The sequence below is a fragment of the Paracoccus ferrooxidans genome, assembly GCF_029909815.1.
GTDB lineage: Bacteria > Pseudomonadota > Alphaproteobacteria > Rhodobacterales > Rhodobacteraceae > Paracoccus > Paracoccus versutus.
Window position 1 is genome coordinate 629,363 of sequence record NZ_CP038198.1, and the last position, 15,361, is coordinate 644,723.

The 15,361-nt window shown below is 57.9% G+C and carries 11 protein-coding genes; 6 read left to right on the plus strand and 5 right to left on the minus strand.

Translation table 11 applies throughout. The annotated features are described in order from the left end of the window. The first annotated feature begins 325 nt into the window (after window positions 1-325). The 6 genes from E3U26_RS03160 to E3U26_RS03185 all read left to right on the plus strand — a co-directional run bounded on the left by E3U26_RS03160 (window position 326) and on the right by E3U26_RS03185 (window position 4,542). Window positions 326-508 (plus strand): helix-turn-helix transcriptional regulator, encoded by a 183-nt coding sequence (locus E3U26_RS03160; protein ID WP_499105425.1) that lies wholly within the window; start codon window positions 326-328, stop codon window positions 506-508. A gap of 204 nt (window positions 509-712) precedes the next feature. Beyond that, window positions 713-886 carry a hypothetical protein gene (locus E3U26_RS03165; protein WP_499105426.1) on the plus strand — a complete coding sequence of 58 codons (174 nt, stop codon included), beginning with the start codon at window positions 713-715 and terminating at the stop codon, window positions 884-886. Window positions 887-1,299: 413 nt separating this feature from the next. Beyond that, on the plus strand, window positions 1,300-1,680 hold the full coding sequence (locus tag E3U26_RS03170; protein ID WP_499105427.1) for a hypothetical protein: 381 nt from the start codon (window positions 1,300-1,302) through the stop codon (window positions 1,678-1,680). Between the two features lie 108 nt (window positions 1,681-1,788). Further along, window positions 1,789-3,357 (plus strand): IS21 family transposase, encoded by a 1,569-nt coding sequence (istA, locus tag E3U26_RS03175; RefSeq protein WP_028717560.1) that lies wholly within the window; start codon window positions 1,789-1,791, stop codon window positions 3,355-3,357. Beyond that, a complete protein-coding gene (gene istB / locus E3U26_RS03180; RefSeq protein ID WP_024843951.1) occupies window positions 3,287-4,015 on the plus strand; it encodes an IS21-like element ISPkr1 family helper ATPase IstB in 729 nt (242 codons plus the stop codon). The genes istA and istB overlap by 71 nt, the downstream gene beginning before the upstream one ends. 179 nt (window positions 4,016-4,194) lie before the next feature. Beyond that, the gene (locus E3U26_RS03185; RefSeq protein WP_499105428.1) at window positions 4,195-4,542 is read left to right on the plus strand and encodes a M48 family metallopeptidase; all 348 of its coding nucleotides are present in this window, start codon (window positions 4,195-4,197) and stop codon (window positions 4,540-4,542) included. Between the two features lie 305 nt (window positions 4,543-4,847). Here E3U26_RS03185 and E3U26_RS03190 read toward each other — a convergent pair whose 3' ends face one another. From E3U26_RS03190 to E3U26_RS03210, 5 genes are read right to left on the minus strand one after another with little or no spacing between them, the layout of a single operon-like run. Next, on the minus strand, window positions 4,848-5,456 hold the full coding sequence (locus E3U26_RS03190) for a 4Fe-4S single cluster domain-containing protein (protein WP_230377212.1): 609 nt from the start codon (window positions 5,454-5,456) through the stop codon (window positions 4,848-4,850). Next, the gene (locus tag E3U26_RS03195) at window positions 5,453-7,291 is read right to left on the minus strand and encodes an ATP-dependent Clp protease ATP-binding subunit (RefSeq protein ID WP_499105429.1); all 1,839 of its coding nucleotides are present in this window, start codon (window positions 7,289-7,291) and stop codon (window positions 5,453-5,455) included. Before E3U26_RS03195 ends, E3U26_RS03190 begins: the two co-directional genes overlap by 4 nt. Next, complete coding sequence (locus E3U26_RS03200; RefSeq protein WP_499105430.1) at window positions 7,288-8,427, minus strand: coiled-coil domain-containing protein; 1,140 nt, start codon at window positions 8,425-8,427, stop codon at window positions 7,288-7,290. Before E3U26_RS03200 ends, E3U26_RS03195 begins: the two co-directional genes overlap by 4 nt. A gap of 50 nt (window positions 8,428-8,477) precedes the next feature. After that, entirely contained in the window at window positions 8,478-10,358 is a 1,881-nt protein-coding gene (locus E3U26_RS03205; protein WP_499105431.1) for a PIN domain-containing protein, read from the minus strand. Beyond that, window positions 10,355-15,253: a DEAD/DEAH box helicase gene (locus E3U26_RS03210; protein WP_499105432.1), complete on the minus strand. Its 4,899-nt coding sequence runs from the start codon at window positions 15,251-15,253 to the stop codon at window positions 10,355-10,357. Before E3U26_RS03210 ends, E3U26_RS03205 begins: the two co-directional genes overlap by 4 nt. Window positions 15,254-15,361 lie beyond the last annotated feature (108 nt).

A 15,361-nucleotide genomic window follows, 5' to 3' on the forward strand; every position in this document is an offset into this window, starting at 1 on the left:
ATCCTGATGCGATCCAACGAGTGTGCAAGGCACTGAACAGAACCAGCGCGAGCGGCAAGGAAGCGATAGAGCGCGCGATACGGCGCGCAGGCGGCGAAGGCTATGACCCCGGCGAATGGTGGCACCGTTGCGGGCAATGGTATCGCGAAGGCAACCGAAACCCACAGATTTTTCCATCCGCCCTACGCGCAGAAACGCAGGATTTCGCAGAGTTTCTGCGCACCCGGACAGAATAGGCCGGGGGTTTCTGTCCGCTGGTTCTTGATGCAATCCGTGTAAAACTGCGATTAATGGTTAGCCATGACCCCGACAGGAGCATGGCAAAATGAACGAGATTTATCTATCTGACGTGCAAATTGCACAGCGATACGGCTTGAAATCGCGCGAAGTGATCTGGAAATGGGTGAAACGCAACGGATTTCCCCACCCGATCAAACTATCACCCGGCTGCACTCGCTGGAAATTGTCCGAAATCGAACAGTGGGAAGCAACGCGATCCGCTGCATAGCGGACGAGGGCACCGCTCTATCCTATTGATCCAACATCATTTGGATTGAAACCATGAAACAACCCGCCAAACTACCCGCCGTTCTGTTTCTAGTGCTTGCAGGATGCGCAGCCGATCCGCATTTGAGCGATCCGAACTGGATTTTCAACGGGCCGAACTTCTGCATCACAAATCGAGAACCGATCATGATTAAGGAATTGTGCTATGATTAAATTTGAAGCAAAGGGCGAAATCAAAGGCGATGTTCTCACGCTTTACGACGAGAACAACACTGTAAGATTCCAATTGAATCTTCGCTATTACATAGACGTCATGTTAGACGGCAAGGAAGTGGACGGGCGGGATTATCCGCTTGATCCGCCGGGCATTGCGGGTTAGCTTACCCATATCCTTTCGGCTAGGGGGTCGGAAGGGTCTCGAATTCTTCATCATGAGCCGGGGCGGTGCGAATCGCCCCGGCTTTTTCGTGCAAAAACGTGCAAGACCCGTTGACAACTGTCACAGTTTGACGCATTTTCAGGGCATCCCATTTGGGGTTTTGGTTAGGCCCGGTGCGGAACGTCACTTATGCCGCAAGGCATTTGCCGCCCGGGCCACATATTCCAATAGAGCCGGTTGCAAATTCCCCATCCTTGAGGCAATATCGAGGGTGCCCGCTTGGCGTTTTGGTTTGGCTCGGGTGGAACGTCACTGTCTCGCATGAGATTTGCCGCCCGAGCCGCACCGGAATTAAAGCCGGCATGATCTTGACGGATCATTAAACCAAAACTCTTGAAACGGGAATTTCCCAAATGAATACCTATGTAACGAGCGCGGTTTCCGCGAGCGAACGACCTGTCACCTTCGCAAGTGATGTGCCGAACATTGATTTAGCAAAGCAATTCCTTGTTGCGTTGCTCGGGCCGAATGCACCCGTAACAGTGAGATTGATTTGGCAGAAATCAGCGCCTGTTCAGGGTGCAAACACGCACACATTTCAGAATCCAAACGATTCGGATTGGGCGACTATCAGTTTCTGGAACGTAGCAGGATATTCAGTCTTTTTCTTCGCTAACGAACTGGACGGAAACGGAACGTCCGATCACAACGTGACGCGGGTCCGTTCGAACTTTGTTGATCTGGACAACATCAGCACCGCAACCGAATCCGCAAAGCGGATTGTTCATGTGTGAACCGGCGTGCAAAATTGACCCCGTAACGGGGTAATCGGCTTCCAAAAATGACCCCCCTTACGCTGATGGTCATGATGCCTCCGAGGCTATCGGGGGGCACAGTGTGGGATGCTGGTTGTGGAGACGATTGCGAAGATCCGCCGGGCGTATTTCCAGGACAAGAAGTCGATCAAGCATATCTGCCGAGAGCTGCGGGTATCGCGGAACACGGTTCGGAAGGTGATCCGGTCCGGCGCAACGGAGATGACTTACGAGCGAACCGTCCAACCGCAGCCGAAGATCGGTCCCTGGAAAGGCAAGCTCGACGAGATGCTGGCGGCGAATGCGCGCAAGCCGAAGCGCGAGCGGCTGACCCGCATCCGGATTTTCGAAGAGCTCAGGGCCCTCGGATATGACGGCGGCTACGACGCGGTCCGACGCTATGCGGCTTCGTGGTCGCAGGCGGAGCAGGAAGCGTCAGCCGCCGCCTATGTGCCACTGAGCTTCGATCCGGGTGAAGCCTACCAGTTCGACTGGAGTCACGAGGTCGTTCTGATCGACGGCGTGACCACCACGGTGAAGGTGGCTCACGTCCGGCTTTGTCATAGCCGGATGCTGTTCGTCCGGGCCTACCCGCGAGAGACGCAGGAAATGGTGTTCGATGCCCATGACAAGGCCTTTGCCTTCTTCGGCGGCGCCTGTGCGCGTGGGATCTACGACAACATGAAGACGGCGGTGGACACGATCTTCGTCGGCCGCGACCGCGCGTATAATCGCCGGTTCCAGCAGATGTGCGGACACTACCTTGTCGATCCCGTCGCCTGCACCCCCGCGTCCGGCTGGGAGAAGGGACAAGTAGAGAACCAGGTTGGCGTTGTCCGGCGGCGGTTCTTCGTGCCGCGGCCGCGCTTCAAGAGCTACGCGGAACTCAACGCCTGGCTTCAGGATCGCTGTATTGCCTGGGCCAAGGCCCATCCGCACCAGGAATTGCGTGATCGGACAATCTGGGACGTGTTCCAGGATGAGCGGGCGAGCCTGGTGCCCTACGTCGGCCCTTTCGACGGATTCCATGCCGTGCCGGCCTCGGTGTCCAAGACCTGCCTCGTTAGGTTCGACAAGAACCGCTACTCGGTCGATGGTCGCGCCGTCGGCCGTCCGGTCGAGATCCGCGCCTATGCCGAGCGGGTCGAGGTCTGGCAGGACGGCAAGATCGTCGGCCGGCACGACCGCGCCTTCGGGCGCGACAAGGCCATCTATGACCCGCTGCACTACATCCCGGTGCTGGCCCGCAAGCCCGGCGCCCTTCGAAACGGCGCTCCCTTCAAGGAATGGGAACTGCCGCCGGCGATACGACGCGTCCAGCGTAAGCTGGGGCGCGTGCCGAACGGTGACCGTCAGATGGTCCAGATCCTGAGCATGATCCCAACGGATGGACTGGAAGCCGTCGAGGCTGCCTGCGTCGAGGCCCTGACCGAAGGCGCCCCGGCGGCATCGGTCGTTCTGAACATCCTGGCCCGACATCGCGAGCCACCACCTCCGTTGACCATCGCCACGCCGGACGCGTTGCGCCTGACCTGCGAGCCCGTGGCCGACTGCAAACGCTACGACAGCCTCAGGAGACCCCGCCATGGAAAGATCACAGGTGCTGGACGCGATGGGCCAGTTGAAGCTCTACGGCATGAAGGCCGCCTACGATGAGATCATCGCCACGGCGGTGAAGCGACAGCACGAACCGCAGCAAATCGTGGGCGACCTGCTGAACGCCGAGATCAGCGAGAAACAAGCTCGCTCGATCAAATACCAGATGACCATCGCCAAGCTGCCCTTGGCCAAGGAAGTCGACGAGTTCAGCTTCGAAGACACGCCCGTAAACGAAACGCTGGTGCGCGATCTGGCCTCCGGAGAGTTCCTCGAGCATCAGCGTAACGTCGTCCTCATCGGCGGCACCGGGACCGGCAAATCCCACCTTGCCGTCAGCATCGCCCGGGCCTGCATCCGCCGTGGCAAGCGCGGCCGCTTCTTCAACGTCGTGGACCTGGTGAACAAGCTGGACGCCGAAGCCCGCGCCGACCGACAGGGACGCACTGCGGATCTCCTGTGCCGCCTCGACTTCCTGATCCTCGACGAGTTGGGATATCTGCCGTTCGCCCAGACGGGTGGCCAGCTCCTGTTCCACCTCATCAGTCGCCTTTACGAACGCACCTCGATCATCGTGACGACGAACCTCGACTTCGGCGAATGGCCGACCGTCTTCGGAGACGCGAAGATGACAACGGCGCTCCTCGACCGACTGACCCATCACTGTGACATCGTCGAGACCGGCAACGAGAGCTGGCGCTTCAAGACGCGGGAATGACCGAGACGCCGCTGGCCCGATCCGGTTGCGCTGTATGGAGGCTACACCGCATCGGGCCAGCTACCCGTGCTGACCAAGCGGGGTCATTATTGGGCGCCGAAAGGGGGTCAAAGTTGCGTGCCGATTGACAGATCCGCGGCTTCATCGTTGTGCAGACACACCGGCCGACCAGGCCGGAGGTGACGCGCGAACTGGTCGAGGCATGGTACCGGGACCGGGCACACATCAAGTTTCCGGAGCGGATCGAGCTCTGTCTCGGCCACTTCCCGGATCCGGAGGCATTCAGGCCGAAAGGTCTCATCGTACGCCAGACCCGGCAGCGATGGGGGTCCATGTCGCCTGCCGGACGCCTGCTGCTGAACCGCCGCCTCGTGCAGGCGCCGGTCGACGCCATCGACTACGTGATCACCCACGAGCTCTGCCATGTGGCGGAGCCTCATCACGGTGCTGCCTTCTTCGAGCTACTCTACAAGGTGATGCCCGATTGGGAGCGTCGGAAGCAGAGGTTGGAAAGGGCCATGGCCTGAGAACTTCCGAACCCGGTCGCGGCAGACGCAAACGCGACTCCAATCCAAGCAATTTCTGACTCTGGATTTTCTTGCTATCTTACAAGGTCTTATAAGAAATTCACCAAACGGGCGCAGTCATGAGGTCCGGAGAATATCGCCTCTGAGAGACCGCTTCCGGCCCACCTGGTGCCCGAGCCAGTGCTCAGCCCCTCCTGCATAACCCTCGAAAACAACGGAAAAATCGGGCCCCAGCCAGTTGGGGAGTACCTTTTGGCGAGGGCAAGTGGCGGAGGGGATGGGCCTGACGTCCAACCTTCTCCGGCTCAACTCGGCTTGGAGGGAGGCTCCGCAGAATGGATCATAGGAAAACCATTCATTAGCAATTGATCGTCTAACCCCACACGCACTTCGACAGCCGGGCGATCAAAAGATGACGTCTCAATCGACCGCCTGTATCTTGAAGTCATGTAGTGGAACCTCTGGTTCAAGGAACCTACCCAATTCCGCCTCTGATCCGGCTGTGCCGCAACGAAGGGGCCGTCGACCACGATATCCGAGTGTTCAAGCAACGCTTCAACTCCCGGCAGATTGCGCCGACGAAGTTGTTCCAGCCTGAAGCCGGTGAATACCATTACGGACAATCCAAGTCTCTGGCAGGAGCTGGCAACCTCGGCCAGCCCTTGCGCTTGATAGGACGGCTCACCGCCAAGGAAAGTAACCCCTTCAATGCCGTAGTAGTCACGGGCCTCCTCTATCTCGTCCACGATTTGCGATGAAAGAATGGTCTGCCTGCGCACGAAGGGCAGTAAATCCTGATTGCAGCAACCGGGACAATCGATGTCGCAACCCTGAACCCAAAGCGCATAGCGTAGCCCAGGCCCTTCGACGGCCGTGCAGGGTATACGGGAAGCAATGTTCAAATACCGGGTCATGACGCCTCAAGTGTCACACGAGGCAAACCTTCATTAGTCAACTCGATAACAAGCGTTTGGCCAATACACATGGCTCTATCCGGCACCTCGTTGAAAAGAAACCTAGAAATCGGGTCGATCACCCATTTCGTCAATGCGGTGATGGCACCGCGTCCGCCCATGCTAGGGTCGATTTCGCCTGCAACCTTCTCAAGAAATACACGTTCCTCAGCGATTCGGACGGCCCGAATACCATATTTATCCTGGAGCTGCGCGCGAAGCGAGCCAAGTTTGCTCCGCATGATTTCAGCCAGAAAGCCCCTGTCACGAACAAAGTTGAACGCGACGATATTGTCGCCAATTCGGTTCAAGAGTTCAGGTCGCCCCATTTCCCTCACGAAATAATCCCGCACGCTACTGTTAAAAGCCTTTCTCGTCTCTTCGTCGGTCAATGTCGGAGCGATCTCGGCAGCACCAATGTTTGACGTGAATATTATAATTGCTTCCGAGAAGCTCACGGTTTGACCGCGTCCGTCCGTAAGGCGGCCATCTTCCAGAATTTGAAGAAACTTGTCGAGAATTCGTACATGGGCCTTTTCAATCTCGTCGAAGAGAAGGACGCAAAAAGGACGCTTTCGGATGGCATTCGTCAACTGCCCACCCTCCTCATAGCCGACGTATCCCGGCGGCGCGCCAATGAGGCGTTGGTCGCTGTGTTCATGGTTGAATTCTGACATGTCGAAGCGAATGAACGCCTCTTCATCCCCAAAGAGGAACTCCGCGAGAGATTTTGCCAGTTCCGTCTTACCGACTCCGGTGGGACCGACAAAGAACAGCGAACCTTTCGGCATTCGTTGCCGCCTAGAATGCTGTAAGCCTGAAAGGCCGGTAAAGGCTCGAATGGTGACAGCGGTGACTTTCTCGATTGCGTGAGTTTGGCCCTTGACGCGCTCTTCCAACATGGTCGGCATCGAGAGAAGTTTATCGCGGCTGAGTGCCTCCCACGCGCTGGTCTGAATACCATGACGATAGAGGCTCAACAGACTGTCGGCCGTCAACTCTTCGGTTTCAGAGCATCGGACAGACAATCCTTCGATATTCAGGATATCCTGGCACGACATCCCGTCGAGCGCATCAATCAGGTCCTCATATCCCGCCTGACCGGCCTTAGGTCGGTTCTTCAGCCGCCATTGATGAAGCCGGTCTCCTAATATCGTAGCTCGCTCCTGCCGATCCGGCAGCGGCACGACAACCTCGCGTAGATGCGCCGGGCCCGGCAGCATCGACAAGGGAAGCGCATGGGCAGTGGGTGTGATGAGAACCAACAGGTTCTTTGGCCCTACCTCCTCTGGGTGCGCCGCGCCGACAATGGCCTTGGCAAGTCGCGCAAGCAGGTCTCGTTCACTCTGTGAGGGATTCTGGCCGAACGAGAACGCAAAGTTCGCCAGATTGGCGACAAAGGCCGTCGGCTGCGCGGTCTTGTTGGACAGTACCCTGAGCACGATGGCGACGAAATCTTCCACAGTAACCGGCGAAGGTTCCGCACTGTCAAAACGCGCATCCGGGGCAACAGCATAATCCGCACCTCGAGCCTCGGCCGGCCCTGCCGAGCTGGCCAAGGTCTCCCATTTCGCCGCATCGCGGCCGTGGACTCCCGTTACGGGATCCCATTCGATCACGGACTTGAAGGCGCCCTCGCGAAGTGCCGCGGCGACCATTTCGGGTACGCGCTGATACTCTGTCGTCCAAGGATTGCGGCGCAGATCGTGAACCTCGCCGTGAACGACAAGGCAAGACACCAGGCCAGCATGCGTTTCCAAGCTACGCAACCATACAGGACGATGAACCGACTTCATTTCCTGCGCTCCTCCGAACCGTCCGGCAACTGCTTGGCCGATTTTCCGATCATGTCCGGATTGCGCCACGAAACCTTCTCTTCTTCGAGTTCGATCCCGTAGATATCCTGCAGCCGAGGCAAGACCTTGTCAGCGTCATCGAGGCAAGCCTGCCCTTGATAGTGATCGAATTTGTAAGTCATCCCATCCAGATTGACGCGGAAAGCCGCCTGCGCGCCAGATGGACGCTGTGCTTTGATGACCACGGCGGCGGCCTCGCCCGCTTCGAGCTTCGGGTCGGAAACGACAAACCCCGCGTTGCGCAGTTCGCGCAGAAGACCAGAAACCACGTGCCGTCGCGCAGCCTCCTGCAGGGCGCGCTCATCGGCGGCCTGGCGGATCGCAGAAAGCCTTTCATCCAAGTCTTGCAGCGTAAGCCCCTCATCGGTCAGGGTCGGTCGCAAGCCGCTGATCGCTGCTTGGGCCAGATCGTCGCCCAACTGCGCATAGACCGCCAGCGCGTCTTCCAGCAGGGCTTCCTTCTCGCGCCGGTCGTCTTCGCGTTGCTTGGCGTGTTTGAGAGTTTCGGCCTTCTCTCGGGCGCCCGCCATTACCGTATCAAGGCGACTTGCCAGCTCTGAACGCCGACGCTCATAAACCGCAAGCTCGATTGGCTCGCTCTCAATCTCGCGGCGAAGCGCCATCAAATCTTGCTGGCAGAGGTCTCGCTCGATTGCGCTCGGCAAGGACGCACGGGCTTTGCGGAGCATATCGAGCAAATTTTCCTGTGCAGCCAGTTCCTGTGCGTTTCTTGCGTTCCGCGCATCGCGCTCGCCGGCTAGGCGCTCGCGGGCGATTTCTCGCTCGGCCTCGGCGGCTGCGGCTGCCGCTTCTCTCTCAGCGGCCTGAGCGGAGCGACGGTTCTCACGGGCGCGGCCGTTCAACCCACGCATCATGCCAGACAAGCGGATGTTTTCATCCCGCGCTTGTTCCGCGTCTCTGCTTAACAACTGTTCGACCCGTGCAAGCGCCCGGCGACAATCGCGGTAATCATCGGCAACGAAAACATCCAAACCTTGTTCAGCCAGGGCATCAAGGCGTTCGCGATTTCGTTCGGCATATCGCGATGTAGTGTCCCGGATGCGGTCGAGATACATCTCCCTACGTTTCTGAGCCTCAATTCGCCAGCGCCTATCTGCTACAAAGCTCATTTCTGGATGTTCCTCCGCCGTGTCTTTGAATCGGTCATGAAGTCTTCTGCCCTCATCACATCGATATTGTAGGATTTGCACCTCGGCACGAAGTCCAGGTCCTCGGAGACAAGAACTACTATGCGATCTGGCTGACGGTAGGGAATCAGCGCTGCGATAATCTCTCCATCTGCATTCCGCTTGTCGCCTGACTTAAGGTAATTCACATCAGGGAAGGGTGCCGCCCAATGATTTTTCGGAAGTCTCGAAATTGCACGCAAATTCTTCCGACTTTTCCATCGGAAGTCGCCTTTTTGTGTTTTCTTCCTTTCGATTTCTTCTGCAACCGTTTTCGGAAACACTAAGAAATCTGTCGGCAGAAGGTGGTCTGCCAGATCGCCAAACTCAAGAACAGATGACGTATCAAATGCGACGACTCTGTCGAATTCGGGCGGAACGAGCCCTAGCTCCCGAGATTGCTGATCCGTTTTGGAGACAAGCCCTGTTGCAGTAGGATCGAGTCTGCCCAATTCAGGCTGTGAACGTCGGAATTGATCCAGTGAGGGATCTCTCGCCAAGGTTTCGACCAGCCCTTCAAGAACAGAGCTCGGCAGGTTTTCAAGCGCGTCAACGATCCCTTGCATCCATGTTTGCGACGTCGGCTCATGCCTGACCCGATCAATGAGACTGATCCAAAACGTTGCTGGCGGCAGCCAAAATGCAGGCAGCACAAATATCTCTGGAACTTCCGAAAACCGGCATTCACTTTCAAGGGCAGCGACCAGTTCGCTCCATTCCGAACCGCTCTGCGCAAAGCCACCTGTCGTGCGGAACACCCCGATTTCAGCATGCAATCCTTCCCATATGACGGGCAACCTAAGGTATTCGCGCCCCTCCCTCGCCAGAAAGACTCCCGCGACACCTGGATTGTCTTCCCGCGGATAAGCCACCCGCATGGCTTGCCCCCGAGCCGGCGGTGAAATGAACGTCGGCGCGGTTACCCCCTCCACGGGATCGAGCTTGGCCAGGACGACCGATGACGGAAAATCCAACTCTGTCGATATCGCCTCGGGCAAGCCACGAACCAATGTCAGCCCAAGCAGCCCCTCGGGCAACCGGCAATGGAGCGACACCGCGGCATCATCCTCAAGCGGGGAATGGTTCGGTCCGTCCTGGCGGTCCGGCAACAACCAGGAGCGCCGCACCGTTTGTGGAAGACCGCGTAAATACTCGCTCTCGCGCGGGTCGCTGCATTCGAAGGAAAGCTCGCCGTCTCTGAGGACAAGCACGGCGTCGCCGCGTCGCCATCGATGACCAATCTTCTCGCAGGTTGCATTGTATACCTGCATGTCGTCCTGCAACTCAGCCCTGAGTTCGCCGTCAATCCAATGCCGAGGGGGATCGGTCGAGAATGGGTCGACAGGGATACGAAAACAGCTCCCATCCACGGGCTCGGCAAGCAGAACATCGGCCTCAACGATTTCTTCGAGGACCGGATCAAAGAACCGCTCGATTGTTCGATCCTGTGCCGATTTTCGGGCTTGCTCTGACGGCTCCGCCGCACGCGCACCGTGCGGCTCGTCGGGCCCCGGCGCAAGATCGACAAGGCGGAGCAAGGACGGGTCGATCTCGTGCTCGGCCACCCGATGAACGCGCCCGCGTTCAATAAGATCGCCGAGGACATCGGGCATGATTTCCCGGGCGCCCGACACGCCGAAAACCTCCCGAAACAAGCTGCCGATCGGTGCTTTGGCAAGGGTGTTGTCGCTGCGTGAAAACCGAACCACCGCCTTTTCCAGAGCCCGGTGCAGTGGAGTGAGCTCCGGCAGGAGACGATAGGTTACCTTTGCACGAAGGTGCAGGACCGGAAACCACACAGACGCCTCTCCCAGCCTCATGGATTTTTTCTCTTGGAGCGCAGCGGCTTCGGCCCAAGGATATCCTTGGCCTGCCAGAGACCGCCCAGTTCCTTGATATCACCGATGATTTGCCCATAGACGGGGGTTCGTCGCGGCGCGCCACCGTCAACAGGTTCGATCGCAACCTCAAATCGCTCAAAGGTCTTCCGCGCTCCGATCACCACCAGAAGATCGCGCGCCCGCGAGAACGCCACATTGATCCTTTCGAATTTCGCCGGATTGGAGTTCTTGCCCAAACGCTGAGATCTGTTTCGAACCATGCTCACGATCACGATGTCCGCCTCCTTCCCCTGGAACCGGTCGACCGTCTCGACGTCTATTCGCAGGCCCTTGAAACGCTCGCCGAGCCTCGACTCGAGTTCCTTGCGGATCAACCTTTTCTGGCGGTTGTAGAAAGTGGCGACGGCGATGGTCTTGGTGCGATGATCTCGTTCGCAGACATTGACAATGTCCTCGACGACTTGGGCGACGAGTCGTGCTTCAAGCTCATTTCCGATGCCGGTCCCGTCGCTGTCCTCGTAGGCAACCTTTCCGGTTTCATCTTCCGAACTGTCGATCCACAGCGCATGAAGACTCTCTGTAAGGTACTGTCCGCCGGATCGCGACTTCAGGTTCAGGCCATGTGTCCGCCATGACCATCTGGCGCTGGTATCCAGCCCATCCGGATCGGTCAGACCGGATTGCAACCGCCCGTCGTAAAAACGATTGATCAGCGACATGATCTGCGGATGCATGCGATATTGGGTGTTTAGGGCCGCTCTGCTACTGGGGTCTATTTCGGCAAAGCCGTCGCGGAACAGCGATGCCGTCGTCAAACGCTCGTATTTACGTAGCAATTCGGCCTCACGCTCCAAAGCTTCCGCATCCTCGTCGTCCGTGAGAGACTTGTCCGGCTTCGAGAAAGACGCAAACTCGAACGTCGGAGGAAGCTGCCGGTGATCACCAACAAGGATCGTCTTGGGTGCAAGAAGCATCGGGCGTAGCAACTCCAGCGGAGTCGCCTTGCTGACCTCGTCAACGATCACCACATCAAAGTTGGAAAATCCGTTGTCCGAAAGGATCCTGAAGTCGGCGTTGCACGTGATGCCGATGACATTGGCGCTGCGCACATAGCGTTCGCCCATGCGATCCGTGGCGGAACGTTTCTCCGCCTGCTGCTTCAGGTCGCCAACCCATTCATCCAGCAAAGGCAACCAATCCTCAAGTGGACCGGCTTCTGCGAGGCGGCTTGTACGCAAGTCCAGAATGCCCTCGATCTGGGCTATCGCTGCCGCTACGTCGGACGGAGACGGTTCGGCCGAAAGATCGAGAAATTCACTCGCCTCCGACAACAGTTCCACACACTGCTCATGGACCCTATCGCCACGGCTGCGTGCATCGGCCAGGGCCTGCTGTGCAAGCAGACGCTCGCGATCGGCCACCACTGCTTCGGTTTTTGCACTCGCCTCGTCGTCGCCGGATCCTTCCGCTACGGGCGACCCTTTAGCCGGCCACGCATCGAGTATCCGCTGTCTTGCGCCCTCGGCCCTCTCTCGGCCAACCTGATCCCCTTCGTCCCTCAACCTCGACTGGATGTCGCGGATCCGTTCTTGCACCTGGCGATGCAGAGCTGGCGCCGAGACCTCAAGATGCGCCTTACCTCCCTCCTGCTCGACAAGCATTACGAGAAGGTCGGCCACATCTGGCGCGAGCTCAGGCCTAAAGCAGGAGGGATCCCAATCCTCTAAATTCGCAAGCGCGTTGCGAGCCATGGCCCACCATGCCGCACGCCCGTTAGTTTCTGATTCCGCCTTCTGTCGCGCTCTCACCTCGTCCAGCCGTGCATTGGCTCGCTCGAGCGCATCCTTGCGCGCCGCAATGTCCGCATCCGAAACCCGTCGATCATCGGCCAGCTTTCGGGCGCGCCCCAGCCAGATCTGCAGTTGCTTGACCTCTGCTGTCAGAGACTTGAGCGGCCCGCTCACCTTCTGTTTCACATGTTCTGCGGCCATCTCATACCACTCGGCGACAGCTGTCGATTTTCTTTCCTCTCCGTCGTTTTTGCTTAGCCAAAGCTGTCGAACCTCGGGGTCATCCCTCAGGCGATCAAGCGCGTTCTCGACCGCAAGGTTGGTCTGCGAGGCAATCAGCACGCGATGCCCCGACCGGACGAAGTGCGCGCAAGCCGCGGCGATCATCGTGGTCTTTCCGGTTCCCGGCGGGCCTTGAATATAGGCGATTTCGGGCGCGGCGAGCATGACGCCGACGGCGGCCTTTTGATCCTCGTTAAGGCGGTACATCTGGGCGATCTGCTCATTCAAAAGCCGATCAGGCCTGTCTGATGGTTTTGCCGCCAGCGTTACGTTGAAAAGCGATGCCATCAAATAGGGGGCGGCGGGCAAGCGGTTGGCTTGCCGCCGACCGCTCGCCCCGAACTGCAATTGCGTCAGGGCTGACCCGTAACGATCAAGTTGCGTCTTTGAGCCGGTTGCTTCGCTCAAATCTCTCAATCCAAGCGATGTGCTTTCGGCCATCTTGGCCAACGCAGTCACATCAGCCTTGCGCGAAAAGTTCAACCGGACCTGAATGGCTTTGGGGTCAGGCCATGGGCAATCCTTCAAGAAATCCTGCCTGAGTGCAGCGGGTCCGATTACCTTGAAATCAGTACAGCGATAACTGATGGCTTGGCCCCTACGATCACCCTGCTTCCAGGGTTCTTCCAATGGATAGAGCTCAACACTGCGGCGTGTGTCCTTCGGCAGGCGGGCACCGGAAATATGGCGGGCCGCCGCAGCACCTTCACAAATGACAACACCATTCCAGGCATTGTCTTCCCACTCGCCGGGTCCCATAGCTGCCCAAGGTGCCTTGCGCGAAATCTCGCGGTTGGCCCAGTCCAGATAGCCTTGCCAGTCAGTCAACCGATCCTGGAGCACTTCCTCCAGCATGTCTGGCAGAGCTTGCGCTTGCTCCAGAATCTCATCAAGTGCAGGTGTCGCTGCTGGCAACGAGCGTCGCGATGTATAGCGCAAAAAAGAAGCGACTGCCTCAAATGGGCGCGGCGCGCAATCCGGAACTACCGCAGCGTCCAGAACTAGAAGCGTCGTGTTGTCCGGCGTATTTCTGGAACCGTAATCGAGCCGGCAAAGCAGGCAAACCGACATTGCCTCAGGCAAGCAGCTTTTCAGTTGCGGCAGCACTTCTGCAGGTCGAACCAGAACAAGCAGTTGGTCATCCTTCTTTGACACCAAGGAGACGAAAAACGGCCGTTCCTCCTCGTCATCGCCAAAGACAATGTCGCAAAAACGGTCGATGAATTCGGGGCGTTCGGCTTCACTTGGCTCCACTTCGTCACGAATGGCTGCAAAAACCGTCGCAAGTCTTTCATCATCCTTGCTCACATAGCCTGTTTGCTCGCGGCGCTGGAGCAAGACCGGCAAGGTCGCAAGAGAGGACAAGGCCTCGCCGCGCCGTCGATAGGTCGCGCGGGCAACAGCAGTCTCGAGTTGAGGAACCTCCTGCTCCCGGAACGTGCCAGTCTTCGGGTCAAGAACCATTCCAGCCTTTTGCGCACGATCCTGAAGCCGGCGACGCAAACGAGCTTCGGCGCGCTGGAGAGGTTCGAGATGCGCTCTCGCCCGACCATCGCAATCAGCAAGTGCGGCTTCCAGCCTTGCACGTCGCCCGTCGATCATACTCAAAAGGCGCGCTCGGCTCTGTTCTGCGCGTTGCAGTCGCCCGGCCGCGTCGTCTATCTCTTTTTTGTTTTCGGCGAGGGCAGTTTGTGCGTGACAGAGCATGTTATCCAAGCGAGCCGTCACATGCCGCTGATGCTCGACCTCAAATTCCTTTCGGTATTTCGAAAGCTCAGATTCGTGCGCTTCCAGCTCGGATTTGATTTCATGGACCATCCGCTCGATGTTCGCGAGCTTGTTTGAGAGATCACTCAAATTCGTTTTGGTTTCGTCGATCAGCTTTCCGCGCAGAGATTCCGGCAGCGCCTCAAGCTCTGTGTCGTACCTGGCCCGCAAGTCTGCCAGCTCTTTCGTAATGCGCTCGATATCAGCGTTTGCGGCGTCCAATTCCTGCCGTCGGGCGTCGATGTCATTCTGAATGGCGGCCTCACTGCGCCGGACCAAGTTCCGCGGATTAAGATTTCGGGCGAAGCGCCCGAGCGGTCCGACGGAGGCCATTCGCGAGGCGCGTGAGCGAGCAGCCTCCAACTCGATTGTCATTCGGCTCAAATTGGTCTCCGCAATCGAAACCTCGCTTTCGCGTGCCTTCAATGCATCAATTTTTTGAACTGATTCAGCCTGCAATTTCGCTTCGAGATCTGTCTCGCGCTTTCTCAAAGCCTCAAAGAACTCCGGCGGAGCACCCCCTCCCAGCAAGAGAAACAGTTGCTGCTCCGCGGCTTTTTTCGCTTCCGTCAGGACCTGTGTCTCTTGTGACGTCTCGTCACGTCGTTTCCATAAGTCCTCGATCTGCGTCTCGACTTGCGCGATCTTCTGCTTCAGATCGGATAGCGTACCATCGGCAAATTCCTTCGCTTTCGCCTTTTCTGTCTCCGACCACTTCCCCTCGCGCGCCCGTTCGATTAAGTCTCGATACTTTTTTCGATCACCCTCGAGGTGCTGAAGCTCCACCGCGGCGCGATCAAAGGCAGTGTTGGCTTCATCCAGGCAGGCTTGAAGTTTCTGGAGCCGCAAAGCGGCGTCGCCGTTCACCTTTGATTTGAGCTGTTCGGCGTCTTTTCGAGCCTGCTCCAGGCGCTTGCAAAGAAATTCGTGTTCTTGTTCGTCTTCAAAAATAATCTTCCGTAGATGATCGACAAGGAGAGTATCGATGCCATCAGTAGGAAAAATAGAATCAGTTTCTACGGTGTTGAAGTCCAATGTCTGCTCCGCTCCGGCGACGCCTCGCTCGTCAACCGCTGCCTGATGGTACCCGGACGGTGACCAGATGTATAGGCGGTTAGTGTCCGCGGTGTCGGGGCTTACTCG

Bases quoted from the DNA above. Each gene is read 5' to 3' on its own strand.
- E3U26_RS03170 (WP_499105427.1), top strand. From the start codon at position 1,300: ATGAATACCTATGTAACGAGCGCGGTTTCCGCGAGCGAACGACCTGTC.
- E3U26_RS03165 (WP_499105426.1), top strand. From the start codon at position 713: ATGATTAAATTTGAAGCAAAGGGCGAAATCAAAGGCGATGTTCTCACG.
- E3U26_RS03205 (WP_499105431.1), bottom strand. From the start codon at position 10,358: ATGAGGCTGGGAGAGGCGTCTGTGTGGTTTCCGGTCCTGCACCTTCGT.
- E3U26_RS03190 (WP_230377212.1), bottom strand. From the start codon at position 5,456: ATGACCCGGTATTTGAACATTGCTTCCCGTATACCCTGCACGGCCGTC.
- istB (WP_024843951.1), top strand. From the start codon at position 3,287: ATGGAAAGATCACAGGTGCTGGACGCGATGGGCCAGTTGAAGCTCTAC.
- E3U26_RS03200 (WP_499105430.1), bottom strand. From the start codon at position 8,427: ATGTATCTCGACCGCATCCGGGACACTACATCGCGATATGCCGAACGA.
- E3U26_RS03160 (WP_499105425.1), top strand. From the start codon at position 326: ATGAACGAGATTTATCTATCTGACGTGCAAATTGCACAGCGATACGGC.
- E3U26_RS03195 (WP_499105429.1), bottom strand. From the start codon at position 7,291: ATGAAGTCGGTTCATCGTCCTGTATGGTTGCGTAGCTTGGAAACGCAT.
- istA (WP_028717560.1), top strand. From the start codon at position 1,789: ATGCTGGTTGTGGAGACGATTGCGAAGATCCGCCGGGCGTATTTCCAG.